The following is a 23,382-nucleotide window of genomic DNA, read 5'->3' as shown; positions in this document are numbered from 1 at the left end:
TCCGTGCCGGATCTTGTGCGCACCGTGCGGGTTTTCCTGGGCCGCACTCCGCCCGGGTGCGTTTCCGCAGGTCGTACGGAGTTCGAACGCGCGTGTGACGGGGGCGTGCCAGTCACACCGGCGTCAACCGGCGATGGGTTATCCACAGATCGAAGCCTTTTCCCCAGGGGGATGTGGACAATGAGTCGAAGCTGTGGATAACTCAGCGTGCAACCGTGGGCCGAACCGTTGTGGACCGGGCTACTTCCACTGCGTGGAGACGCCGAACCCGGCCGCGATGAAGCCGAAGCCGACCACGATGTTCCAGTTGCCCAGGCTGTCGACGGGCAGGGAACCGTCGGTCACGTAGAAGACGACGATCCAGGCCAGGCCGATGAGGAACAGGGCCAGCATCACCGGCGCGACCCACGCGCGGTTGGTGAGCTTGATGGCCTGCGCCTGCTTGGCGGGCGGCGGCGTGTAGTCGGCCTTCTTGCGGATACGTGACTTCGGCACGAGGGTCTCTCCTGTCGATGCGCTGCGTGGCCGCGCAGGTAACTGGGTCGGGCTCGGGCAGCGTACAAGGGGACACTGAGCGCTCCCCCGGGCGTCCGTTAGCGTAGTGCTTCCGTGGCGCCGAAGGAGATAAGGGTACGTTGAGCAATTCTGCCGACTCCCCCGGGACGGGATCAACGGGGTCCGGCCCCCGCCGGCCGCGTTTCCGTCCGGTGCGGGTCCTCACCGCCGCCGTCTTCGCCCTCGCCGGGCTGATCTTCTTCACCAGCTTCGACACCGCCAAGGGCACCGACATCCGCCAGGACGCCTCCCTGCTGAAGCTGTCCGACCTGATCCAGGAGCGCAGCCGCAAGAACAAGGGGCTGGACGAGTCCAACGCGGCCCTGCGCGACACCGTCGAATCGCTCGCCGAGGGCGACGACGAGAGCACCGGCGCCGAGGACCGCAGGCTCAGCGGGCTGGAGAAGAGCGCGGGCACCGAAAGGCTCACGGGCCGGGCCGTCACCGTCACCCTCAACGACGCCCCGCCGAACGCCACCGCCAAGCTCCCCGGCTACCCCGAGCCGCAGCCCGACTACCTGGTCATCCACCAGCAGGACCTGCAGGCCGTGGTCAACGCCCTGTGGCAGGGCGGCGCCCAGGGCATCAAGGTCATGGACCAGCGGCTGATCTCCACCAGCGCGGTGCGCTGCGTCGGCAACACGCTGATCCTGCAGGGCCGTGTCTACTCGCCGCCCTACAGGATCACCGCGGTCGGCGACCCGGACAGGCTCCAGCGGGCGCTCGCCGCGAGCCGGGCGATCCAGACGTACATGGTCTACGTCAACGTCTACGGCCTGGGCTGGAAGGTCACCCAGGACGGGACCGTGACGCTGCCCGGCTACACGGGCACCGTGGATCTCCAGTACGCGGAACCGGTGCGGTAGACGGGCGGGGCGCCCGCCCGCGAACCGCCGGTGCGCATCGGCGAAGGCCGGCCGGCCGGGGACCGCGCGCCGTTAGTCTGGTGCTGTACGGCGTGAGTCAGGTGCCGTGGTGGAACGGAAGGGACGGCATGTACGGCTGGATCTGGCGACATCTGCCGGGCAACGCGTGGGCGAAGGCGCTCGTCTCGCTCGTCCTGGTCCTGGCCGTGGTCTACGTCCTCTTCCAGTACGTCTTCCCCTGGGCCGAGCCGCTGCTGCCCTTCAACGATGTGACGGTGGACAACCAGTGAGTGCGCGCATTCTCGTCGTCGACAACTACGACAGCTTCGTGTTCAACCTCGTCCAGTACCTCTACCAGCTCGGCGCCGAGTGCGAGGTGCGGCGCAACGACGAGGTGTCGACGGCACATGCCCAGGACGGTTTCGACGGCGTGCTGCTCTCGCCCGGTCCGGGCACGCCGGAGGAGGCGGGCGTGTGCGTGGACATGGTCCGGCACTGCGCCTCGACCGGCGTACCGGTGTTCGGCGTGTGCCTCGGCATGCAGTCGATGCAGGTGGCGTACGGCGGTGTGGTCGGCCGGGCGCCCGAGCTGCTGCACGGCAAGACCTCCCCGGTGGAGCACCGGGGCACGGGTGTGTTCGCCGGGCTGCCCTCGCCGTTCACCGCGACCCGCTACCACTCCCTGGCCGCCGAGCCGGCCACCGTCCCGGCGGAGCTGGAGGTCACGGCCCGCACCCGGGACGGGATCGTCATGGGCCTGCGCCACCGTGAACTCCCGGTCGAGGGCGTGCAGTTCCATCCCGAGTCGGTGCTGACCGAGCACGGGCACCGGATGCTGGCCAACTGGCTGGCGGAGTGCGGTGACCAGGACGCCGTGGCGAGGTCGGCGGGGCTCGCCCCGGTGGTGGGCAGGGCCACGGCGTGACCGCGCTGCGCCCCGAGCGCGAGGACGCGCACGGCGGCACACCGCGCGGGTCCCGCGGTCCCGGGCCGTACGCGGACGCGCCCGACCCGGGGACGGTGCCGCTGCCCGTGGTGGACGACCGGGGGGTCCGGACGCCTCCTGTGGACGACCGGACGGTCCGGATGGCCCCCGTGGACGACCGGGCGGGCCCTCTGCCGCCCGCCGACGACGAGACGATGGCGCTGCGGATCGTCGATCCGCGGGCGGGCCGGGGCGGCGGACCCCTGCCGACCCCTGGGGCTTCGCCGCCCCCCTCCCCCACGGGAATTCCACCGGGTGGCCGTGCGGCCCGCAGAAAGGCCGCCAAGCGGCGTGGCGGGCGTCGTGGGGGCACCCGGGCGCCGGCGGGTCCGGCGCGGCCGGCGGGTCCGGCGCGGCCGGCGGATCCGGACCGGACCGGGCCGCAGCGGCCCCTCTCCCGGGTCGAGGCCCGGCGGCGGGCCCGGCTGGACAAGCCGGGGCCCGCCGTGATCGCGAGCCGGGTGATCGGCGAGGTGTTCATCACCACCGGCGTGCTGATGCTGCTGTTCGTGACCTACCAGCTGTGGTGGACGAACGTGCGCGCGCACGCCCAGGCGGGCAGCGAGGCCCACCAGCTGCAGGACGACTGGGCCAGCGGCAGGCGCGACCCCGGCGTGTTCGAGCCGGGGCAGGGCTTCGCCATCCTGCACATCCCCGGGCTGGACGTGGTCGCCCCGATCGCCGAGGGCGTCAGCAACAAGAAGGTGCTCGACAAGGGCATGGTCGGGCACTACGGCCAGGCCCCGCTGAAGACGGCGATGCCGGACGCCGCGACCGGGAACTTCGGGCTCGCCGCGCACCGCAACACGCACGGCGAGCCCTTCCGGTACATCAACAGGCTCAGGCCCGGCGACCCGATCGTGGTCGAGACGCAGGACACCTACTTCGTGTACAAGGTGACCTCGACGCTGCCGGTCACCCCCCCGTCCAACACCAGTGTGCTGGACCCCGTCCCCAGGGGCTCGGGCTTCACCCGGCCGGGCCGCTACATCACCCTCACCACCTGCACGCCGGAGTTCACCAGCAAGTACCGGCTGATCGTCTGGGGCAAGATGGTCGAGGAACGCCCGCGCAGCAAGGGCAAGCCGGACGCGCTCATCGAGTAGGGGCTGGAGAACTGTGGCAGCGACCGCCGACGACACCGAAGAGCCCACGGACGCGCCCGGCGCGGCGCCCGCCCCCCGCCGCACCCCCGGCCGGATCGCGCTCGCGGTCAGCGTCTTCGGCGAGCTCCTCATCACGGCGGGCCTGGTGCTGGGCCTGTTCGTCGTCTACTCCCTGTGGTGGACCAACGTCATAGCGGACCGCAAGGCGGACCGGCGGGCCGACCGGGTCCGCGACCACTGGGCCCAGGCCCCGGCCTCGGGCCCCGGCGCCCTGGACACCAAGGACGGCATCGGCTTCCTGCACGTGCCGGCGATGGACAACGGCGAGGTCCTGGTCGAGAAGGGCACCGGCACCGGCGTCCTCGACGACGGCGTCGCCGGCTACTACACCGACCCGGTCAAGGCCGCGCTCCCCATGACCGGCAAGGACGGCAACTTCGCCCTCGCCGCCCACCGGGACGGCCACGGCGCCAAGTTCCACAACATCGACAGGCTCAGGAAGGGCGACCCGATCGTCTTCGAGACGAAGGACGACTGGTACGTCTACAAGGTGTACTCGATCCTCCCGGAGACCTCGAAGTACAACGTCAAGGTCCTCTCCCCGGTCCCCAGGGAGTCCGGGCGGAGGAAGCCGGGCCACTACATCACCCTGACGACGTGCACGCCGGTGTACACGAGCCGGTACCGGTACGTGGTGTGGGGCGAGCTGGTCCGGGTCGACAGGGTGGACGGCGAGCGGACCCCGCCGGAGGAACTGCGCTGACACGGGCGGGCCCCCGCCGGCAACCGCCGGCGGGGGCCCGCCCGTGTGGTGTGCGCCGGGTCAGCCGTCGGTACCGCCGAAGAAGTTGGTGCCGCCGTTGCCGCCGTTGCCTCCGTTGCCGTTCCCGCCCTGGTCGACGGTGAACAGGTTGACCGCCGTGCCCTTGTCCACGGTGCTGCCCGGAGACGGGTTCGAGGTCAGGACGATGGCGTTGTCGTCCTGGGACCCCTGGACGTTGCCGACCTGCAGCCCCGCCTCCTGGAGCATCCCCTTGACCTCCTTGAGCCGGTGGCTCTGGACCTGCGGAACCTGGGTCTGCTCCTGCTGCTGCTCCTGGGCCTTGCCCACGTTGACCGTCACCGGGGTGTTCTTGACGACCTGCTGGCCCGCCGCCGGGTTGGTCGAGACGGCCTTGCCGTTCTGCGCGGGGTCGGTGACGTTCACCTCGGTGCAGGTCGGGACCAGGCCCTTGGCCTGCAGTTCGGCCTTGGCGTCGTCACAGGACTTGCCGGTGACGTCGGGGACGGAGATCTTCTCCTCGGCCTTGGCGACCGTGAGCGTGATCGTGGTGCCCTTCTCCTTGTCCGTGCCGCCCTGCGGGTCCTGGGTGATGACCACGCCGGGCGTCTGGGACGAGACCTGGGTCTTCTTCTCGACCTCGAAGCCCTTGTCCTTCAGCTGGGACTCGGCCTGGTCGTACTGGATGCCGCGCACGTCCGGCACGGTGACCTTCGGGGCGCCCGTCGAGATCACCAGGTTGACGGTCGAGTCCTTGTCGACCTTGGTGCCCCTGTCCGGGTTCTGGGAGCAGACCTGGCCCTGCGGCTGGTCGTCGCACGGCTTGCTGGACGTGGTCACCTTCAGGCTGACGTTCTCGGCCCTCTTCCTGGCCGCGCTCTCGGTCTGGCCGACGAAGTTCGGCACGGACACCGAGTCGTCGCCCCCGCCTCCGCCGCCGACGGCGTACTTGCCGATGAGGATCGCGCCGATCAGGACGAGGACGCCGGCGACCACGAGGAGGATCGTGGAGGTGTTGTTCTTCTTCGGCTGCCGGCGCCGGTCGGGGCGTTCGTCGTAGCCGTAGCCGCCGTCGTCCGGGTTCATCGGCGGGAGCATGCTCGTCGCGCCCGCGCCCGCGTCCGAGCGCAGGGCCGTCGTCGGCTGTTCGTCGGGGTAGCCGCCGTAGCCGACCGCGCCCATCGCGGCCGTGGCCGCCACCGGCTGGCCGTCGAGGCAGGCCTCGATGTCGGCGCGCATCTCGTCGGCCGACTGGTAGCGGTAGTTGGGGTCCTTGACCAGTGCCTTCAGGACGATGGCGTCCATCTCGGGGGTGATCTCGGGGTCGAAGACGCTCGGCGCCTGGGGCTCTTCGCGGACGTGCTGGTAGGCCACGGCCACGGGGGAGTCGCCCACGAAGGGCGGCCGTACCGTCAGCAGTTCGTAGAGGAGGCAACCCGTCGAATACAGGTCCGAACGCGCGTCGACCTGCTCGCCCTTGGCCTGCTCCGGCGACAGGTACTGGGCGGTGCCGATCACCGCGGCGGTCTGCGTCATCGTCATGCCCGCGTCGCCCATGGCGCGGGCGATGCCGAAGTCCATCACCTTGACCTGGCCGTTGCGGGTCAGCATGACGTTGGCCGGCTTGATGTCGCGGTGGACGATGCCGCTGCGGTGGGCGTACTCCAGGCCCTGGAGGATGCCGATGGTCATCTCCATCGCGCGCTCGGGCAGCAGCTTGCGGCCGGAGTGCAGCAGCTCGCGCAAGGTCGAGCCGTCGACGTACTCCATCACGATGTACGGGATGGAGACCCCGTCGATGTAGTCCTCGCCCGTGTCGTAGACCGCGACGATCGCGGGGTGGTTGAGCGAGGCGGCCGACTGGGCCTCCCGGCGGAACCGGGCCTGGAAGGAAGGGTCACGCGCCAGGTCGGCGCGCAGCGTCTTCACCGCCACGGTGCGGCCCAGGCGGGTGTCGTGCGCGAGGTACACCTCCGCCATGCCACCACGGCCGAGCACGTGGCCCAGCTCGTACCGGCCGCCGAGGCGACGCGGCTCTTCCATAGCTACCTACCAGCCCTCTCCGTCGGTCCCGGCCGCCACGTCTGTGTGCGGCCGGAGGCTGCCGTCCGGGCCTACCGTACCCGGCTCGTTCTGTGTGACCTGGCCAAGCCCGGAACCCGATACAGGACCGGTATCGCAACGTGCGGCGATGTGAAGGGGACGTGAGCGGAGTCACTTCTTGGAGTCGACGACCGCCTTCATGACGTTCTTCGCGATCGGTGCGGCCAGGCCGCCGCCGGAGATGTCATTGCGGTTGGCGTTGTCGTCCTCGACCACCACGGCCACGGCGACGGGCGAACTGCCGTCGGCGAGCTTGGCGAAGGAGATGAACCACGCGTACGGGTTCTCGCTGTTCTCCACGCCGTGCTGGGCGGTACCGGTCTTGCCGCCGACGGTGACCCCGGGGATCTGGGCGTTCGTGCCCGTGCCCTTCTTGACGACCGTCTCCATCATCGACTGCAGGATCTGCGCGTTCTTCGGCGACAGCGGCCGGCTCAGCTCCTCCGGCTCGGTCTTGGTGATCGGGTCGAGGTTGGAGGACTGCAGCTCGTCGACCATGTACGGCTTCATCAGCTTGCCGTCGTTGGCGACCGCGGAGGCGACCATGGCCATCTGCAGCGGGGTGGCGGCGGTGTTGAACTGGCCGATGGAGGACAGCGCGGTCTGCGACTGGTTCATGTTGTCGGAGAACACCGACGCGTTGGAGCGGACCGGGGTGAACTGCTCGGAGTCGAAGCCGAACTTCTTCGCCTCGGCCAGCATCTTGTCGTTGCCGAGGTCGGCGCCGATCTTGCCGAAGACGGAATTGCAGGAGATACGCAGTGCTTCCCGCATGGTGACGTTCTTGCAGTAGATGTGTCCCTCGTTCTCCAGCGGCTTCGTCGTGCCGGGCATGATCCACGGATCCGGTGAACCGGTCGGAGTGTCCGCGTTGGTGTACAGCCCGTTCTCCAGCGCGGCCGCCGCCGTGACCACCTTGAAGGTGGAGCCCGGCGGGTAGGTCTCGCGCAGCGCCCGGTTCAGCATCGGGTCCGACGGGCTGTTCTTCTTCTGGAGCTTGTTCCAGGCCTTGGCGTCCGAGTCGGAGTTGCCCGCGAAGGACGAGGGGTCGTACGACGGGTAGGAGGCCAGCGCGAGGATCTTGCCGGTGGACGGGTCGAGGGCGACCACGGCGCCCTTGCCGCCCTGCGCCTTCAGGCCGTCGTAGGCGGCCTTCTGCGCGGCGGCGTTGAGCGTGGTGACGACGTTGCCGCCCTCCTTCTGCTTGCCCGTGATCATGTCGAGCGTGTTGCGGAAGAAGAGCCGGTCGTCGTTGCCGGTGAGGATGCCGTCCTCGATCTTCTCCAGCTGGCTGCCGTCGAAGGCCTGGGAGGAGTAACCGGTGACCGGGGCCCACATGGGCCCGTTCTTGTAGGTGCGCTTGTACTTGAAGTCGCCGCTCTTGGACTCGACGGAACCGGTTATGGGGTCGCCGTCGACGATGATGTCGCCGCGCGGGTTCGCGTACCGCTCGATGGCGACACGGCGGTTGTCGGTGTCGGTGCGCAGTTCGTCGGCCTTGACGTACTGGAGCCAGTTGTCACGGATCAGCAGGGCCAGGACGAGGAGTCCACAGAAGATCGCGATGCGGCGCAGGGGCTTGTTCACGGGCGCACTACCTGGGTCATCTCGGCGTCGGGGTTGGCGGCGGGAGCGGGCGCCGGGCGGCGGGCGGTGTCGCTGATGCGGACCAGGATGCCGATGAGCGCCCAGTTGGCGATCACGGAGGAACCGCCGTACGCCAGGAACGGCATCGTCATGCCGGTCAGCGGGATGAGGCCCATCACACCGCCGGCGACGACGAAGACCTGGAGGGCGAAGGCACCGGACAGGCCGATGGCGAGCAGCTTGCCGAACGGGTCGCGGGCGGCGAGGGCGGTGCGCACGCCGCGCTCCGCGATCAGGCCGTAGATCAGCAGGATCGCCATGATGCCGGCGAGGCCCAGCTCCTCGCCGAAGGTGGCGAGGATGAAGTCGGAGTTGGCGGCGAACCGGATCAGCTCGGAGTGGCCCTGGCCCCAGCCGGTGCCGAGGGTGCCGCCGGAGCCGAACGCCCACAGGGCCTGCATGGCCTGCTCGGAGTGCAGGATGCCGTCGCTGGAGCCGGAGCGGCTGAGCTTGTACTCGCGCAGCGGGTCGAGCCAGGCCTGCACACGGGTCTGGATGTGCGGCTCGAAGCTGGCCACGCCGACGGCGCCGACCGCGGACATCAGCAGGCCGAACACGATCCAGCTGGTCCGCTCGGTGGCGACGTACAGCATGATCACGAACATGCCGAAGAAGAGCAGCGAGGTGCCCAGGTCGGTCTCGAAGACGAGGATCAGGATCGAGATCGCCCAGACGACGAGGATCGGGCCGAGGTCCCGGCCGCGCGGCAGGTACAGCCCCATGAAGCGGCGGCTGGCCAGGGCCAGCGCGTCCCGCTTGACCATCAGGTAGCCGGCGAAGAACACCGCCAGCACGATCTTGGCGAACTCGCCGGGCTGGATGGTGAAGCTGCCGATCTGGATCCAGATCTTGGCGCCGTACACGTTGGCGCCGAGTCCCGGCACCAGTGGCAGCAGCAGCAGGAACAGCGCCGCCGCCATGGAGATGTACGTGTAGCGCTGCAGGGTGCGGTGGTCCTTGAGGAAGATCAGCGCGGCGACGAACAGCGCGATGCCCAGCGCGGTGTAGATCAGCTGGTTGGTCGCCTTGCCGCCGGCGACGCCGAGGCTCTGCAGCAGCTTGGACTGGTCCAGCCGCCAGATGGCGACCAGGCCGAGCCCGTTGAGCAGGGTGGCGAGCGGCAGCAGCAGCGGGTCCGCGTACGGGGCGAACTTCCGTACGACGAGGTGGGCGACGCCGGCCAGCAGGCCGAGGCCCAGGCCGTAGCTCAGCAGCCCGGCGGGTACCTGGTCGTTGAGGGCCAGGCCCACGTTGGCGTAGGCGAACACCGGGATGGCCACCGCGAAGATCAGCAGGGCCAGCTCGGTGTTGCGGCGGCTCGGCGTGCCGATCGAGCCGATCGTGGACGTGTGGTGCGTCGGCGGGTTCGTAGTACTGCTCATGACGTGACGGGGCCTCTCACGGCGTGCCTACTGCTTGCCGCACTGATCGACGACCTTCTGCTCACCCTCGGAGAGGCTCGGGCCGGGCTGGGGAGTGGCGGTCGCGGACGGGGACGGGGACTTCGGGGGCGTGGCGGAGGACGTCGACGACGGGTCCGGCGACGGCGACGCCTCGGACGCGAGGGAGGTGCGGGTGGTTCCCGCGGTGTCCCCCGTCCTGTCCAGGCCCGCCTTGGCGTTCTGCTCGTCGGCCGCGGCGCGCTCCGCCTGCTTCCTGCACGCCGACGCCTGCACGGCCAGCGCGTCGATCTTCGTCCGGGCCTGCCGCAGTCCACCCGCGGTGATCGTGTTCTTGACCTGCTTCTGCTGGTAGGGCGGCAGGTACTTGAGTTCGATCTCGGGGTGGTCCTTCTCGACCTTCGACAGCGACACCCAGGCCAGGTCCTGGCTGATGCCGCGGTACAGCGCCACGTGCTCGCCGTTCGCACCGACGTAGTACTGCGTCTGCGTCCAGCGGTAACCGCCGTACAGGCCGCCGCCGATGACGGCGAGGGCGAGGACGCCGTAGCAGGACCTCTTCAGCCACCGGCGGTTCTTGCGGGGCTTGGTGAGGTCGTCGTCGCCGTAGTCGCCGAAGCCGCCGGCGGGGATGTAGCCGGTGGTGTCGCCCGAGCCGGGCGGGCCGAACTCGCCGCCGCCCCGCCCCTGGCCGCGGCCGAGGTGGGAGGCGCGGCCGGCCGGGGTCTGCATGATGCCGTTGTCGTGCAGGTGGTGCTGGTTCTCGGCGACGGCACCGACCACGACCGGGGTGTCGGACAGCTGCCCGGCGAGGGTGTCACCGGTGTCCAGGTCGAGGACGTCGGCGACGATGACCGTGATGTTGTCGGGGCCGCCGCCGCGCAGCGCGAGCTGGATCAGCTCCTGCACGGTCTCCTGCGGGCCCTGGTAGCTGGAGAGGGCCTCTTGCATCGTCTGGTGGGAGACGACGCCGGACAGGCCGTCGGAGCAGATCAGGTAGCGGTCGCCGGCCCGCACCTCGCGGATGGACAGGTCGGGTTCGACGTGCTCGCCGCTGCCCAGGGCGCGCATGAGCAGGGCGCGCTGCGGGTGAGTGCTGGCCTCCTCCTCGGTGATGCGGCCCTCGTCGACCAGGCGCTGCACCCAGGTGTGGTCCTGGGTGATCTGCGTGAGCACGCCGTCGCGCAGCAGGTAGGCGCGCGAGTCGCCGACGTGGACGAGGCCGAGTCGCTGGCCGGTCCAGAGCAGGGCGGTGAGCGTGGTGCCCATGCCCTCCAGCTGGGGGTCCTCCTCGACCATGGCGCGCAGCTGGTCGTTGGCGCGCTGCACCGCGTGCCCCAGCGAGGTGAGGATGTCGGAGCCGGGCACGTCGTCGTCGAGCGTGACCAGGGTGGAGATCACCTCGGAGGAGGCGACCTCGCCGGCCGCCTGCCCGCCCATGCCGTCGGCGATGGCCAGCAGGCGCGGACCGGCGTACCCGGAGTCCTCGTTGCCCTCACGGATCATGCCCTTGTGCGATCCGGCGGCAAAGCGCAGTGACAGACTCATGCGCACCTCGCCCGTCGGCTCCGGGTACAGCCGGTCGTGTCGAGCCACACTGCCCACCCTCCGGTCGGGAGCGCGCCGGAGACCGGGGTGCGGTCCGCCGCTGTGTGCTCGCTCCGCTCGCGCTCACTCATGACGTAGCACTACTTCCGCAGCTCGATGACGGTTTTGCCGATGCGGATCGGGGCGCCCAGCGGGATCGGTGTGGGAGTCGTCAGCCGGGACCGGTCCAGGTAGGTGCCGTTGGTGGAGCCGAGGTCCTCGACGATCCACCGGCCGCCCTGGTCCGGGTAGATCCTGGCATGGCGACTGGAGGCGTAGTCGTCGTCCAGCACGATCGTCGAGTCGTGCGCCCGGCCCAGGGTGATGGTCTGGCCCTGCAGCGCGACCGTGGTGCCGGTCAGGGTGCCTTCGGTCACCACGAGCTTGGTGGGGGCGTTGCGACCGCGCCGGCCGCCACCGCCCTGCTGGCCGCGCTGCGGCGGGGGCGCGGCCTGGTGCCGGGCCGCCTGCTGCGGGCGCGCCGCCTCCCTACGCGATCCCCGCTGGGTGACGCGCGTTCCGAACAGGTCGCTCCGGATGACCTGCACGGCCACGATCACGAACAGCCACAGTACGGCCAGGAAACCCAGCCGCATGACCGTGAGGGTCAGCTCTGACATTGCCCCCGCTTCACCCTTCGGCTTGCCTATAGATAACGGTGGTGCTGCCCACGACGATCCGCGAGCCGTCGCGGAGCGTAGCGCGGGTGGTGTGCTGCCCGTCCACCACGATGCCGTTGGTGGAGCCGAGATCCTGGATCGTCGAGGGCGTTCCGGTCCGGATCTCGCAGTGCCGGCGCGAGACGCCGGGGTCGTCGATCCGCACGTCGGCCTCGGTGCTGCGGCCCAGCACCAGGGTCGGGCGGGAGATCTGGTGGCGGGTGCCGTTGATCTCGATCCAGTAGCGGGTGCGTCCGCCGCCCATCGGCGCGGCCGCCGGCCGCTGGGTGGCGGGCTGGGGATAGCCGTAGCCGCCGGGGCGGGCGCCGGGCGGCGGCGCGGCCGGCATCGGGGGCGCTCCGGCGGGCGGGGCGGGCGGGTAGCCGTAGCCGCCCGGCGCGCCCGGCCGGGCGTCCGGGGCCGCGGGCGCGGCGCCCTGCTGGCTGGCGGAGGAGGCGAGGGTGCGCGAGCGCACCCGGTACAGCCCGGTGTCGAGGTCGTCGGCCTTCTCCAGGTGGACCTTGATCGGGCCCATGAAGGTGTAGCGCTGCTGCTTGGCGTAGTCGCGCACCATGCCGGCCAGCTCGTCGCCGAGCTGGCCGGAGTAGGGACTGAGGCGCTCGTGGTCCGGGGCGCTCAGCTCCACGATGAAGTCGTTGGGGACGACGGTGCGGTCGCGGTTCCAGATGGTGGCGTTGTTGTCGCACTCCCGCTGGAGCGCACCGGCGATCTCCACGGGCTGGACCTCGGACTTGAAGACCTTGGCGAAGGTGCCGTTGACCAGACCTTCGAGACGCTGCTCGAACTTCTTCAGGACTCCCACGGGGCACCTCCTCCGTCGCTGCCGTTCTTGCCGTGTCGTGTTCGGTACTGCTGCCTTGCCCGGTACTGCCCACTGATCGTATCTACGCGCCCGGCAATCAGCCGGTTCCCTCAGCGGCCTCCCTTCGAACTCCTCCCGGCAAGGATCGTAGAGGCGGCCCACGACCAGTGTCCCGCACCCGGCTGTGGACCCGGTCCGCCTCCCGGTGAGATGACCGGGACCGGTACGAGGTTGATACGCGGACGGATACCGCCTGGTACGAGGGTGCCGCGCGGGGGCCGGCGCCGCCCGTTCCCTTCCGGGGCCCCCCGGAAGGGATGTGAATCCACCCCCTGCGACGTGCTAATGTTCTGCGTGTCGGAAGGGGCCGCCCCGAAAGGGAGGAACCGGAAGACACACCCAATGCGCGGGTGGCGGAATAGGCAGACGCGCTGGATTCAGGTTCCAGTGCCCGAAAGGGCGTGGGGGTTCAACTCCCCCCTCGCGCACCGAAGAGCCCCGCAGGTCCAAGACCTGCGGGGCTTTCGTTTTGTCCGGACGCGCGTCCCGGGCCCGGCGTCCGGGGACCGGCGCCGCACGGTCCGTCCGGTGTGACGAGTCTCTCAGCGGTTCGTCGGGATCCGGCCGGGGACACGGCGGGCGCCGGCGGAGGCGGCCGCGTGGGCGCGCCGGCGGTACGGCGGCCGCACGACCGCCGCGGACAGCGCCCGGCCGGGGGCCGGGGCCGGGTGGCGTCGTCCGGGTTCGCGTCCATGCCGTCTGCGCAGTCCATGCCGTCCATGCCGTCCATGCCGTCCGGGCCGTCCCGGCGGGCGGCGGGCGTCAGCAGGTCGGCCGGCTCGTTCCCCGCCGGGACCTCACCTCCAACCACCTTTGGACGGTCCGCCGCCGCGGGTGGCCCTCGGCGGGCTCGCCCGGCACGGGGACCCGCGGCACCGGGACGGGCGTTGGCCGGGCCGGCCGCCGCAGCCACCGGGCCTCCCGCAGCAGGTCCCCGGCGCCGCCCGTGAACAGGGGCGGCCGGGCGGCCGGCCCGGCGCCCGCGCGGCGGACCGGGTTCACCGTCCCGCCGGGGCGGAGCCGCCTCACCGGCAGGTCCGCCCACCGGGGAACCGGCCGTGCAGCAGGCGCCGCACGGGCTCCGCGTCGGTGCCGGCCCGTCCGCGTGCGTTTTCCGGGGGTGCTCATGAGGGCGGACCCGCTTGCCTCCCGGGTCCATTGGGGAGCGGGGCGGGAGCGGGGGCGGGGAGCGGTGTGCGGCGTGCCGTGCGGGCCGGGGGCCGGCGGTGGTGCGCCCCGGTGCACCGGGGCGGGTGCGGCCGGCGCGGCCGCGTGCTCGCCCGGGTCGGACGCAGCGAGCGTATGCCTCCCCTGTAGCGCCGTGCCGAACACTGTGCGCGACCCGGTGGACCCCGCCGGGCGCCCGCGTTCCACGGAGGAAGAACCCCATGCGCGTTCGCGTCGCCGTCCCTGGACACCGCCGCCCTGACCGTCAGCGCCGTGCTGCTGCCCGCCGTCTCGGCCCGGGCCGTGCCCGCCGACAAGGCCGTCGTGCTGAGCAGTCGGACCCAGACCAGCGCCTCCAGCGACGACGCCTTCTTCGCGGCCCGCGCCAACCAGGGCGCCTGGAACGCCTACGCGTTCGACTGGTCACCGACTACTGCTCGACCTCCCCGGACAACCCCCTCGGCTTCCCCTTCGCCGCCTCGTGCGCGCGGCACGACTTCGGCTACCGGAACTACAAGGCGATGGGCACCTTCAGCGCCAACAAGGCCCGCCTGGACAACGCCCTCTACGCCGACCTGAAGCGGGTGTGCGCGGCCTACTCCGGCGTGAAGAGGACCTCGTGCGACACGACCGCCTGGACGTACTACCAGGCGGTCGACAAGCTCGGCTGACCGGTCGTCAGGGGGCGGTCCACCCCTGAGGGTGACGGGGCCGTCCACAGTCCGGGCGCCCTCCACAGGTTCTGACGCGTTCCGGCCACCGGCTGTACGGTCTGCACGAGTCGACGTTCGAGTCGGGTGCGTGTGGGCGAGTCTGCGGGGGAGGCGGCCGGATGACCGGGACCGGTGCGGGGGCGGCGGAGGCGGCGGAGCCGGTGGCGCGCAGGCTGCCGCGGGTGCGCGGCTTCGCCCAGTGGCCGCCGCAGGGCTCACCCAAGGAGGAGGGCAAGGCCCTCAGGTCGAGGGTGCCGCGCGGCGCGCACCGCGCCCTCGGTCCGGACGACGCCCGGCCGGACGCGGTGGACGCGGTCAGGGAGTCCAACTCCGGCCGCCTCCCCGGGCTGACGCCGATACGGGTGGGGCGGATGGCGGCCACCCCGTTCGCCTTCCTGCGCGGCTCGGCCGGCCTCATGGCGCACGACCTGGCGCGCACCCCCACGACCCGGATCGGCGTGCAGCTGTGCGGCGACGCGCACGCGGCCAACTTCGGCCTGTACGGCGACGCCCGCGACGGCCTGGTCATCGACCTGAACGACTTCGACGAGACGGTGCACGGCCCCTGGGAGTGGGACCTGAAACGGCTCGCCGCCTCACTGGTGCTGGCCGGGCGGGAGGCCGGGGCCGACGAGGACACCTGCCGGCAGGCCGCGCGGGACGCCGTCGGCGCCTACCGGCGCACCATGCGGCTGCTGGCCGGACTGCCGGTGCTGGACGCGTGGAACGCCATCGCGGACGAGGAACTGGTCTCCCACACCGATGCCCACGACCTGCTCGGCACGCTGCAGCGGGTCTCGGAGAAGGCGCGCGCCAACACCAGCGGCCGGTTCGCCGCGAAGTCGACCGAGGCGGGGGAGGACGGCGGGCGCCGGTTCGTCGACGCGCCACCGGTCCTGCGCCGCGTCCCGGACGCGGAGGCGGCGGCCGTCGCCGCGTCCCTGGAGTCGTACGCGACCACCCTGTCCGAGGACCTGCGGCCCCTGCTGGCCCGGCACGCGGTGCACGACGTGGCCTTCCGGATCGTCGGCACGGGCAGCGTGGGCACGAGGTCGTACGTGGTGCTGCTCCTCGACCACCGCGGGCAGCCGCTCGTGCTCCAGGTGAAGGAGGCCCGGCCGTCGGCGCTCGTCCCGCACCTGGCCGCGGCCGGCTTCGACACGCCCCCGGTGGCGCACGAGGGGCGCCGCGTGGTCCTCGGACAGCGGCGGATGCAGGTGGTCAGCGACATCCTCGCTTCGACTACACGACTTAGGTTGCCTGACCAGCGAAAACCCCGGTCGGCAGTGTGTTTGCGGACAGACGGCCGACCGGGGCGCTCCCAGGGTATGACGAAGCCCCGCCCATGCGCCACGGGGGAACGACGCACGGACGGGGCTTCTCGACCTCACCGCCGGCCGGTGCTGGGGACCGAAGGTGAGGGACCTAGGCAGCCACGCCACGGGCCACAATGAGCGCCACAACGGCCACCCATGCGACCCACGCGGCACCGGTCAACAACCGGCTCATGCCGGGCGCAACCTGTCCGGGGGGGCTGTCCACTCCGTCCCGCCACCCATTGGCCACACGAACGCCGTAGGTGCTGCCCGACGCTCCCAGGGTGGCGACGCGGGATCAGTCCACTGCGGGTCAACGTCCCGGAGGATGCCGACCCGGTTTCCGTCGGTCACGAGCTTGCCGACCATGGACTTCGTGACCATTACGCCCCCTCTCGCTGTCGGGCGCACAGCGCACACGGGAAGGGGCACGGAGGGGGGTTAGCCGAAGGGGGCAAGTACACGACCCATGAGCGCACGTCCAGCGCTCCCCCGTACTCCGTCCACCAACCCCTTTGTGAGTCCGCGTACGGGCCGGTGGGGTCGTCAAGGAGCGTTATCAGCTCCGGGTCGGGTAAGGCGCTTACACGGGCGCTCAGCCGTTTTGCCGGGGCTGTCATCCGACCGAAGCCCCATCGGCCACCCAGTCCTTGACGCGCGAGAGTTTCGGCTTTTCGTGCGGGTGGTTGTTGATCTCAATGAGAAGGTCACGGTCGTGCGTCGCGTCCCACTGCTGAGCCAACGCCTTGCACACGTCACAGCCGTTGTGGACGGTCGCCCGGATCTCCGGGGAACGGTACGAAACGATCTCTCGTGGTGCATCCGACAAGTGAGCCACCCTCTTTCGCTCAGGGAACGGGGAAGGGTGGCTGCCGGACGGAGGAAACGCGCTCCCCGGTCCGTACAGCGACCTTCCCCGCGTCATTGCGCGGTCCGCTGTGGTCATCTTTTGTTGTCCTCACTCCGGGTGAGTTGATCAGCCGTTAGGAGTGGTGCCGTTTCAGGCTACGCCTACGAAACGTTGTCGTCAGCCGTTTCGTCACGGGTCGCTTGATCGTCCGTTAGGACGTACGTCGTGCGCCCCACAGTGACGGACGTTGCGCCTTCCCTGATCCGCTGTGCTGCCCGCTCGAAATCTTCCGCTCGTTCCTTGTTGTCACGCGCCGTCCGTTCCCACAGCGCGGCCTTCCCCTCAAGCTTGTTAAGGATCTCCGGCACGCTCGTGAACCGCTTCGTCTTCGGCCCGATCGGGCCGGCCATGAAGTCGTCGTCAATGTCCATGCGTTGAGGGTACGCAGAAAAGCCCCGCACCAACCGCCGGAGTGGCAGTCAGCACGGGGCTCCGTGGGCTACTTGCAGAACGACGACTTGACCGCTTCCACGATCTTCGCTCCCTGGTCGTCCGTGAGCTGTCCGGCCGTTCCGCCGCTGAACCGAGAGTTGGCGTTGCTTGCCATGGTTGCCGCGTCCTTGCCGGCCTTGATGTCCTGACAGACGTTCCGGGCTCGTCGCACAGCTCGTTCTTCGTCCGCCGCAAGCTCCGGCTTGATGTTGCCCAGCGCGGTCACGAGCGCCTTCGTCTGTGCAGCGTCCGGCGACGGGACCGGGTCCGCCACGGGTGCGGTTGAAGTCTTCACCGGTGCGGAGCTAGGTGCGGTGGCCGCGCCGTTGTCATCGTTGCCCCCGCATCCGGCAAGCGCGAAGACTGCAACGGCGGTAAGCGCGGGCATGGTGTACCGCATGGTCCCCCCATGTCGTTGGTGCGTACAGGAACCGTGAAGGGTAGCCCATGGGTACGACAAAGCCCCCGCACCGGCCGCCGGAGTGGCAGTCAGCACGGGGGCTCAGGTGTCAGACGCTCAGCGCAGCGTCAAGTTCCTTGTACTTGCGTCGGACAGTGGCAGGGTGACGATTGGCAGCCTTGCCCACCTCTTCGGGGCTCAGCCGGTGTCGCCAACCCTTCTCAATAATCTCGTTGGCTTCCTTGTTGCTCAGTCGGGCAGGCTCCGGCTCCGGCTCCGGCAGCGTTACTGCGATGCCGTCCGCTTCGGGCACAAGCTCAACGTCGAACGCCGTACCGTCGGGCGCTGTGTACGTCGCGGTTGCCGTCTCTGCGAACTGTGCAACCGCCTGTGCGTCCATCAGATGTGGCGTGTAGGGGATCGTGTTCGTCTCCGCCTGGGCGTCGCGCTCCGCGTCGGCAAGGGCCTTCGTGTACACGGGACCGACTTCGGCGAGAAGCATCACAAGCGCGGGTGCGATCAGGTGGACGGCGACGCCGACCCAGTCACGGGCCGCCACGCTCAGCCATACGTTCAGGAACACGGAAGACATACCCGTGACCCACCGGAACGCGACCGGCCACGCTCCAAGCTGTGTCACACCGTGCCGGGCAAGGGTGCTCTCCGCGCTCAGGGCCATGATGAACGCCGCGTCAGCGATCAAGCCCAGGACGAACCCGGACCACTGCCATTCGCTGTGCGCGCTGACGAACGGTGTCGTCGTCATCAGCGAGTAGAAGACGAGTCCAGTGATCAGGAACCACCGACCACCGGTCAGGACGCGTCTCGTGCGTCTGATCGTCTTCTCAGTCGGGGTCAGCGTCTGCTTGTCCGGGTCCGCCTTGAGCCACATGCGCAGTGCTCCTTACGAAGTGACGTTGTGTCACCTGCAATGGAGCGGAGGGGATTCCTCACTCACTTGCCCGTCCGGCAGTCCCTCGGCGGTCAACTCAACGGTTGCGTCGTAGACAACCCAGGGCTCACCCTCCGGCGCGTACCGGCCAAGCTGGGGTTCCCAGCGCCACGGGTATTGAGCCATCGGCCGGCCGCTTCGTGTTCCACGTGCCACGAGTCGGAAGCGCGCCGGACCTTCCTTGACGAGCATTTGAGCCACGGCCACGCCGTACGCAAGCATGATCCGGGTCACGTCCGTGTCACACATGACGTGCTCTCGCCCAGCAGGGTTGTAGTCCTTGGCGGGTAACCAACGCCAGTCACCTTGAGTCGTCGGCACTGGCACTTCAACCACGATGTCTATTGTCGGTGAACTACGCCACACCATGCTTTGACCACCCCTCACGCGCCGTACTTTCCGGCCATCGACATGCATGGCCGGTTTCGTGGGGGGTGGCCATGTACCCGAGTACCCCCCTGTCACATGCGCAACACACATAGTTATGTGTCTGGCACACGAAACGATCTTGCTCGGCTGTCGGGACACGCCACCCCCCTTTGCACTCTCCGTAGGAACGGTCCGTTCCGCCGTTCGAACAGGTGTCCGAGAGTACGCCTAGGCACTGACATATGCCAGAGAGTAACGACGCGTAGGAGATTGTGCGATTGTGAAATGATCTACACAAGAAGGGGTCAGCCCACTCTTGAGAGTAGGCTGACCCCTGTATGTCGGCGGTTGAACCGGGCGACGCGAACCCACCGGAAAAGGTGAGCGTGCTTCGGATCGCCGTTGCACTTCTCTCCGTGTGCCACGCACTTTAGAATTCGTGCCTCAGTGGAGTGGGCACTGGTCCCTAGCTTCACGCTTCCATAGTCGCGCTTCACGTCTACGCACGAGCCGGCGGAAGGTAGACCCCTTGTCACCTTCGTCTGCGTACCTATGCGGGACGATCCGGCTGGACGCGCTGACACCCTTACTGCGCCTTCGGTGCCAACGCGCCCGACCGGTACCCGGAACGGGAAGACTCACCGCTCGTTTCCGTGGCAAATGGTGTGCGTGGTGGGGCTGTTCGGGACCGGGACCACCGTTGTACCGCCGGAACGCTGCGGGCTCTTCGGCGTGGTCGGTTTGTTGAAGTTGGGGCGCGGAGCCGGAGCCGGAGCCGGAGCCGGACGCGGAGCGGGGGCAGGCGCGATGCGCGGAGCCGGAGCCGGACGCGGGACGCTGAAACCGACCGTCGTGTATGTGGTGCAGTCGGTACCGTCGTTGTCGTCGTCAGCGCTACAGCCGGCCACCATGAGTGCGCCCATGAGAGCGGCAGAAGCGGCAGCGGCAACCTTCGCGCCGGTGCTCATCTTGTCCTTGTCCTTGCCGTACGGGTTCATGCGTTGTTCTCCTCAACGTTGCTGTAGTTGACGCGCGCCTTCCATGCCTCACTGACCAGCGTGTGAAGCTCTCGGAAGGCGGCAAGCTTCGCGGGTCCGTACGCAAGCTCAGTGACAAGCTCTCCGTGTCGGTCCCGGTCCCCCCAGTGGTCTGCCATGTCGTCCAGCACGTCAACGGCAGCGGGGCTCAGGGTCAGGAACGGGTTCGGTTTCTCGTTCGCCATGCTCATACCGGAGCGGAGGGGATTCCCTTGACGATCCAGTCAGCGAGAACACATGGCGGGAACTGTGACACGTCGTCTGTTTTGTCTTCGTACGGCTCAGCGGTCACGACGTGGTATGCGGAGCCGGGTGGAAGTCCGAACACGAAGCCCCCAAGGGGAAGGCCGGCCAACCCACTCTTGAGAGTAGGCTGACCGGCTTGTTGGTCATTCGGTGTCGTTGGTGTCACGGGCAAGGAAGCGTGCAAGGGCAAGCACGTCTTCCGGGTACGCGTCGTTCACGGTGGCCGCTTCACGGATGAGCCGCACAGCAAGCCGGTACGTGTCCGCACGCTCAGCAAGGTCTTCGGCTGCCCGCTGTGCTCGTGACGTGAGTACAGGGGGCTTGAACTCCGGGACAGTCACGGACGGAGGACGCGCGCAATGAGATCCTGATAAGCGCGGTCCTGAGAGCTCATGATCCGGCGCTCGTAGGTCTGCCCCGGGAGGTGAGCGAAGTCTTCGCGGTCTCGCCCGTGACCTTCTCCTGTTCAGCGGCAGTCTCGTTCAGCCACGCGGCAAGCTCACGCATCTCACGCGGGGAAAGCTTCGCGCGGTCACCCGGAACGGCCAGAGACGCAATGCCCGGCTCACTGTCCTTCGTGAACGCAACGACGCGCTCACCGGTCTTCGTCTTGAGTACGGCCTTCGTCTCACGGGTGACGCTCAGCATGGGTGCTATCTCCTTGAGTGCGCGTTCTACTAGTTGAGCGGCAGTGTTGTCGCGTCTTGCTCGTGCCCAGGGGTACAGGGTGTGTGAGGGGCGTACGCTCATCCGTCCGCCCAGAGAGAAAGCTGAACGGGCTTGAACGGCTCGTGACTGACCAGAACGGCAGCGTCCTTCTTGAAGACGACCTGACCGAAGCGACCGACGCGGTACGAGAACTCAGGAACTTCGTACTCCCACACGTGGAAGCCGGCGGAAGCCAACCGGTCCCCGAAGTCCTCAAACCAATTGTTCAGCTCGTCCACCGACGCGAACCCACAGACTTCGTCGTCGTAGATCGTGTTCAGGTTCGGGTCAGCTTGCGGGGAAGGGTGGCGCTCGTCGCTGTGTCGCCAACCCATGCCGGTCAGCTTCTCGTAATCCTCAATGGGGACGTTCCGGCATGTGTACGGGCCGGAGGGGAATTCCTTGTCACGCGCCGTGGCATGGGCAACCCGCCAAACCTTCACGATGCTCTCTCCTGATCGTTGGGTGTGGTCTTGCGTGCCCCCGGCGGGATTCGAACCCGCGTCGTCCCGTGCACCCTTGCGGGTTCCGGATTGGGATGCTCTTCCGTTGAGCTACGGGGGCGTATGGGGCCGGAGCCCCGTTGCGTCAGACAGACGACTTGAAGCGGCAGGCGAGAGCGTCAGCGCGCCGGAGGGAAGCGAGCATGGGCAGCGCGTCCGTCCGGCTCTTGGGAACCGTGCTGATCACGTCGCCGGCTTCGTTGTAGGTCACGAACTCAACTCCCGTGCGCTGCGGAGTCGGGAAGGTCTGAACGCGTCCACCGGTCGGCAGTCGGAAGGTAGCCACTGTGTTTCTCCGTTCGTCGTTCTGTTGGTCGTAATGGAGCGGAGGGGATTCCTACCGATCAACCCGGCGGTAGTCCGCGTCACGGGTGAGGTAGTCGGCAGCGTGTAGAAGGCGCTCCGGATCGTCCTTGAAGTGGCCTAAGGCGAGATTGCACGAGTGGCACAGAACGCCGCGTACGCGTCCCGTGGCGTGCTCGTGGTCAATGCTGTGTGCCTTGCCGTTGGCCGGCGGGGGAGCGCTGCATATGGCGCACGGTCGGGCGCGCAACTCCAATGCGACGGAGTCAACGAGCCCGTACCGGCCGGATCTGTTCCATACTGCGTAGCGGGGACGCTTCACGCAGCGGCAGCCTTCTTGCGCGCGTTGTACGCACGCTTCTGCTCGGCGCGCTTCTCCGGGTTGTCCTTGCGGAAGCGCTTCGTGGCTCCGCGCTTGCACGACTTGCACTGAGTCATACGCGCGCCGGTGACCTTGTTCCGAACGTAGAACTCGTCAACGGGCTTCTCGATACCGCACGCCTTACAGCACTGCGTTTCGCCCTTCGGCGCTTCGGGGCTACCGCCCAGGTACAGCGTCTTGAAGTTCTTCCGGGCTTCGTCGCGCACGCTCTCAACGGCCGTGTACGAGATACCGGCCACTTCAGCCAGTCCCCGGTAGTCGTCGGCACCGACACACGGGAAGTCGCCAATGCCGTACTCAGCGGAAAGGATGGCTTCCTGTTCGGCAGGGAGAAGGTCAAGGGTCTCGTGAACCCGACGTTTGTTCTCGCGCTGACGGTCGGACAGCTCGTCGTTCGCCTCATTGCGGGCAATCGCGTAGTTGGTCAGCGTGTCGGCAACCGTGGCATTCTCGTTCTCGCCAACCGGAGCGTCAAGGTACTCAGCACCCTGCCACGAGATACGAGCGGCATACGCGGTCTCAGCGGTCATGCGCTTCGTGCCCATGACTTCGGTGAGGGTGCACAGCCGCTCAGCTTCGTACGGGTCTCCGGCAGCCATGCTCAGCGCCTTCTCAAACTCAGCGGCAATCGAGCGGCTGACACCCTGTCGCGTCACGGTCTTGCGCTCGTCGCTGAGCTTCCCGGAAACGGTCCGGTCCATGAAGGTGAAGAACTCCGCCACAGATGAACCCGTGAAGCGGCTCAGCCCCTCCCACACGGCCACCCGACCAACCTGGGCAAGATCGTTCATCAGGTCAGCGTCCGTGCGTCCGCCGGTCGTGGCGTACCGCCGGGCAAGCTGAATGACGCGCTCTTCCGTCGCCTCAATCACAGCGGTCACGGCGGTCAGGTCGTTGTTCTGAGCGGCGGCAATCTGCTGAGCGGTGAGGTCAATCACTGGGGAATCTCCATTCGGTGGCTTCGCTCCGGAATGGAGCGGAGGGGATTCCCACCGAAGGAGTCAGGACGTTTGCCCAGGTCAGACCCGGTTTTGGGCAAGGCTCCGCCACGGCATGGCGAAGTTGGGTGTCACGGCCTAAGCCCCGTCAGTGGGACGGTTGCTGACGGGGGCTTGATCAAGGCCGTTCGTCGTTTGCGTAGTTCGAACGTACGTCAGTGCCTACTCAGAAACAATCGTTCTGAGTAGGCACCGACTTCAAGTGGACCACCCAACGGAAGGGTCCGGAAGGGCTGTTTCTAAGGGGAGACCCCGGCTCATCCTTCGGGATGACGAGTGAACCGGGGTCGTGACAGGGGGGTTACCTTCGGATCGAAGAAATCACCTTTCACGGGGTCTCAGCCCACTCTTGAGAGTAGGCAGTGAATCGTGAT

The 23,382-nt window shown here is 68.7% G+C and carries 25 protein-coding genes, 1 tRNA gene and 2 pseudogenes; 8 read left to right on the top strand and 20 right to left on the bottom strand.

Features of this window, described 5'->3' with window-relative positions; all coding sequences use genetic code 11:
• Positions 1–240 precede the first annotated feature (240 nt).
• Entirely contained in the window at positions 241–495 is a 255-nt protein-coding gene (gene crgA / locus QQY24_RS15900; RefSeq protein WP_301973345.1) for a cell division protein CrgA, read from the bottom strand.
• A gap of 140 nt (positions 496–635) precedes the next feature.
• On the opposite strand from crgA, the gene QQY24_RS15895 reads away from it, so the two are divergent.
• The 5 genes from QQY24_RS15895 (at position 636) to QQY24_RS15875 (ending at position 4,275) form a co-directional block, all read left to right on the top strand.
• Positions 636–1,421, top strand: coding sequence for a DUF881 domain-containing protein (locus QQY24_RS15895; RefSeq protein ID WP_301973344.1), 786 nt, complete (start codon positions 636–638; stop codon positions 1,419–1,421).
• A gap of 92 nt (positions 1,422–1,513) precedes the next feature.
• On the top strand, positions 1,514–1,711 hold the full coding sequence (locus QQY24_RS15890; protein WP_301973343.1) for a hypothetical protein: 198 nt from the start codon (positions 1,514–1,516) through the stop codon (positions 1,709–1,711).
• On the top strand, positions 1,708–2,346 hold the full coding sequence (locus QQY24_RS15885; protein ID WP_301973342.1) for an aminodeoxychorismate/anthranilate synthase component II: 639 nt from the start codon (positions 1,708–1,710) through the stop codon (positions 2,344–2,346). The genes QQY24_RS15890 and QQY24_RS15885 overlap by 4 nt, the downstream gene beginning before the upstream one ends.
• Positions 2,343–3,512, top strand: a complete 1,170-nt coding sequence (locus tag QQY24_RS15880; protein WP_301973341.1) for a class E sortase — start codon at positions 2,343–2,345, stop codon at positions 3,510–3,512. The genes QQY24_RS15885 and QQY24_RS15880 overlap by 4 nt, the downstream gene beginning before the upstream one ends.
• A 13-nt stretch (positions 3,513–3,525) precedes the next feature.
• On the top strand, positions 3,526–4,275 hold the full coding sequence (locus QQY24_RS15875; RefSeq protein WP_301973340.1) for a class E sortase: 750 nt from the start codon (positions 3,526–3,528) through the stop codon (positions 4,273–4,275).
• A gap of 60 nt (positions 4,276–4,335) precedes the next feature.
• On the opposite strand, the gene pknB is transcribed toward QQY24_RS15875, so the two are convergent.
• The 6 genes from pknB to QQY24_RS15845 form a co-directional block, all read right to left on the bottom strand.
• A complete protein-coding gene (pknB, locus tag QQY24_RS15870; RefSeq protein WP_301973339.1) occupies positions 4,336–6,336 on the bottom strand; it encodes a Stk1 family PASTA domain-containing Ser/Thr kinase in 2,001 nt (666 codons plus the stop codon).
• A 171-nt stretch (positions 6,337–6,507) separates the two neighbouring features.
• Positions 6,508–7,983 carry a penicillin-binding protein 2 gene (locus tag QQY24_RS15865; protein WP_301973338.1) on the bottom strand — a complete coding sequence of 492 codons (1,476 nt, stop codon included), beginning with the start codon at positions 7,981–7,983 and terminating at the stop codon, positions 6,508–6,510.
• Positions 7,980–9,425, bottom strand: a complete 1,446-nt coding sequence (locus QQY24_RS15860) for an FtsW/RodA/SpoVE family cell cycle protein (protein ID WP_301973337.1) — start codon at positions 9,423–9,425, stop codon at positions 7,980–7,982. Before QQY24_RS15860 ends, QQY24_RS15865 begins: the two co-directional genes overlap by 4 nt.
• A 27-nt stretch (positions 9,426–9,452) precedes the next feature.
• Positions 9,453–10,991: a Stp1/IreP family PP2C-type Ser/Thr phosphatase gene (locus QQY24_RS15855; protein WP_301976263.1), complete on the bottom strand. Its 1,539-nt coding sequence runs from the start codon at positions 10,989–10,991 to the stop codon at positions 9,453–9,455.
• 140 nt (positions 10,992–11,131) lie between these two features.
• On the bottom strand, positions 11,132–11,650 hold the full coding sequence (locus QQY24_RS15850; RefSeq protein ID WP_301973336.1) for an FHA domain-containing protein: 519 nt from the start codon (positions 11,648–11,650) through the stop codon (positions 11,132–11,134).
• A 10-nt stretch (positions 11,651–11,660) separates the two neighbouring features.
• Positions 11,661–12,512, bottom strand: a complete 852-nt coding sequence (locus QQY24_RS15845) for a DUF3662 and FHA domain-containing protein (RefSeq protein ID WP_301973335.1) — start codon at positions 12,510–12,512, stop codon at positions 11,661–11,663.
• Positions 12,513–12,916: 404 nt separating this feature from the next.
• On the opposite strand from QQY24_RS15845, the gene QQY24_RS15840 reads away from it, so the two are divergent.
• The 3 genes and pseudogenes from QQY24_RS15840 (at position 12,917) to QQY24_RS15830 (ending at position 15,906) form a co-directional block, all read left to right on the top strand.
• A tRNA-Leu gene (locus QQY24_RS15840) sits at positions 12,917–13,000 on the top strand.
• A 982-nt stretch (positions 13,001–13,982) separates the two neighbouring features.
• Positions 13,983–14,410, top strand: a pseudogene (locus QQY24_RS15835) (phospholipase).
• A 161-nt stretch (positions 14,411–14,571) separates the two neighbouring features.
• On the top strand, positions 14,572–15,906 hold the full coding sequence (locus QQY24_RS15830) for a DUF2252 domain-containing protein (protein WP_301973334.1): 1,335 nt from the start codon (positions 14,572–14,574) through the stop codon (positions 15,904–15,906).
• A gap of 478 nt (positions 15,907–16,384) precedes the next feature.
• Here the strand turns inward: QQY24_RS15830 and QQY24_RS15825 are convergent, their stop codons facing one another.
• From QQY24_RS15825 to QQY24_RS15765, 13 genes and pseudogenes are all read right to left on the bottom strand, one after another.
• Positions 16,385–16,597, bottom strand: coding sequence for a hypothetical protein (locus QQY24_RS15825; protein WP_301973333.1), 213 nt, complete (start codon positions 16,595–16,597; stop codon positions 16,385–16,387).
• Positions 16,598–16,779: 182 nt separating this feature from the next.
• The gene (locus QQY24_RS15820; protein WP_301973332.1) at positions 16,780–17,049 is read right to left on the bottom strand and encodes a hypothetical protein; all 270 of its coding nucleotides are present in this window, start codon (positions 17,047–17,049) and stop codon (positions 16,780–16,782) included.
• Between the two features lie 68 nt (positions 17,050–17,117).
• Positions 17,118–17,498 (bottom strand): DUF732 domain-containing protein, encoded by a 381-nt coding sequence (locus QQY24_RS15815; protein WP_301973331.1) that lies wholly within the window; start codon positions 17,496–17,498, stop codon positions 17,118–17,120.
• A gap of 121 nt (positions 17,499–17,619) precedes the next feature.
• A complete protein-coding gene (locus QQY24_RS15810; protein WP_301973330.1) occupies positions 17,620–18,402 on the bottom strand; it encodes a hypothetical protein in 783 nt (260 codons plus the stop codon).
• Positions 18,403–19,469: 1,067 nt separating this feature from the next.
• Positions 19,470–19,829 (bottom strand): hypothetical protein, encoded by a 360-nt coding sequence (locus QQY24_RS15805; protein ID WP_301973329.1) that lies wholly within the window; start codon positions 19,827–19,829, stop codon positions 19,470–19,472.
• The gene (locus QQY24_RS15800; RefSeq protein WP_301973328.1) at positions 19,826–20,053 is read right to left on the bottom strand and encodes a hypothetical protein; all 228 of its coding nucleotides are present in this window, start codon (positions 20,051–20,053) and stop codon (positions 19,826–19,828) included. The genes QQY24_RS15805 and QQY24_RS15800 overlap by 4 nt, the downstream gene beginning before the upstream one ends.
• A gap of 204 nt (positions 20,054–20,257) precedes the next feature.
• The gene (locus tag QQY24_RS15795; protein WP_301973327.1) at positions 20,258–20,455 is read right to left on the bottom strand and encodes a hypothetical protein; all 198 of its coding nucleotides are present in this window, start codon (positions 20,453–20,455) and stop codon (positions 20,258–20,260) included.
• Between the two features lie 49 nt (positions 20,456–20,504).
• Complete coding sequence (locus tag QQY24_RS15790) at positions 20,505–20,762, bottom strand: hypothetical protein (RefSeq protein WP_301973326.1); 258 nt, start codon at positions 20,760–20,762, stop codon at positions 20,505–20,507.
• 98 nt (positions 20,763–20,860) lie between these two features.
• Positions 20,861–21,265 (bottom strand): hypothetical protein, encoded by a 405-nt coding sequence (locus tag QQY24_RS15785; RefSeq protein ID WP_301973325.1) that lies wholly within the window; start codon positions 21,263–21,265, stop codon positions 20,861–20,863.
• A gap of 35 nt (positions 21,266–21,300) precedes the next feature.
• Positions 21,301–21,386, bottom strand: a pseudogene (locus tag QQY24_RS15780).
• Positions 21,387–21,410: 24 nt separating this feature from the next.
• Positions 21,411–21,536: a hypothetical protein gene (locus QQY24_RS15775; RefSeq protein ID WP_301973324.1), complete on the bottom strand. Its 126-nt coding sequence runs from the start codon at positions 21,534–21,536 to the stop codon at positions 21,411–21,413.
• Between the two features lie 126 nt (positions 21,537–21,662).
• On the bottom strand, positions 21,663–21,950 hold the full coding sequence (locus tag QQY24_RS15770) for an endonuclease VII domain-containing protein (RefSeq protein ID WP_301973323.1): 288 nt from the start codon (positions 21,948–21,950) through the stop codon (positions 21,663–21,665).
• Positions 21,947–22,948 carry a sigma factor gene (locus tag QQY24_RS15765; RefSeq protein ID WP_301973322.1) on the bottom strand — a complete coding sequence of 334 codons (1,002 nt, stop codon included), beginning with the start codon at positions 22,946–22,948 and terminating at the stop codon, positions 21,947–21,949. The genes QQY24_RS15770 and QQY24_RS15765 overlap by 4 nt, the downstream gene beginning before the upstream one ends.
• Positions 22,949–23,382 lie beyond the last annotated feature (434 nt).

It is taken from the genome of Streptomyces sp. TG1A-8 (assembly GCF_030499535.1).
In the GTDB taxonomy this organism is placed as follows: domain Bacteria; phylum Actinomycetota; class Actinomycetes; order Streptomycetales; family Streptomycetaceae; genus Streptomyces.
This window is presented reverse-complemented; position numbering and strand designations above follow the sequence as displayed.

Excerpts from the sequence above, each read along its gene's own strand:
- pknB (WP_301973339.1), bottom strand. The coding sequence starts at position 6,336 with ATGGAAGAGCCGCGTCGCCTCGGCGGCCGGTACGAGCTGGGCCACGTG.
- QQY24_RS15860 (WP_301973337.1), bottom strand. The coding sequence starts at position 9,425 with ATGAGCAGTACTACGAACCCGCCGACGCACCACACGTCCACGATCGGC.
- QQY24_RS15855 (WP_301976263.1), bottom strand. The coding sequence starts at position 10,991 with ATGAGTCTGTCACTGCGCTTTGCCGCCGGATCGCACAAGGGCATGATC.
- QQY24_RS15850 (WP_301973336.1), bottom strand. The coding sequence starts at position 11,650 with ATGTCAGAGCTGACCCTCACGGTCATGCGGCTGGGTTTCCTGGCCGTA.
- QQY24_RS15830 (WP_301973334.1), top strand. The coding sequence starts at position 14,572 with ATGACCGGGACCGGTGCGGGGGCGGCGGAGGCGGCGGAGCCGGTGGCG.
- QQY24_RS15820 (WP_301973332.1), bottom strand. The coding sequence starts at position 17,049 with ATGGACATTGACGACGACTTCATGGCCGGCCCGATCGGGCCGAAGACG.
- QQY24_RS15815 (WP_301973331.1), bottom strand. The coding sequence starts at position 17,498 with ATGCCCGCGCTTACCGCCGTTGCAGTCTTCGCGCTTGCCGGATGCGGG.
- QQY24_RS15810 (WP_301973330.1), bottom strand. The coding sequence starts at position 18,402 with ATGTGGCTCAAGGCGGACCCGGACAAGCAGACGCTGACCCCGACTGAG.
- QQY24_RS15805 (WP_301973329.1), bottom strand. The coding sequence starts at position 19,829 with ATGAACCCGTACGGCAAGGACAAGGACAAGATGAGCACCGGCGCGAAG.
- QQY24_RS15800 (WP_301973328.1), bottom strand. The coding sequence starts at position 20,053 with ATGGCGAACGAGAAACCGAACCCGTTCCTGACCCTGAGCCCCGCTGCC.
- QQY24_RS15790 (WP_301973326.1), bottom strand. The coding sequence starts at position 20,762 with ATGCTGAGCGTCACCCGTGAGACGAAGGCCGTACTCAAGACGAAGACC.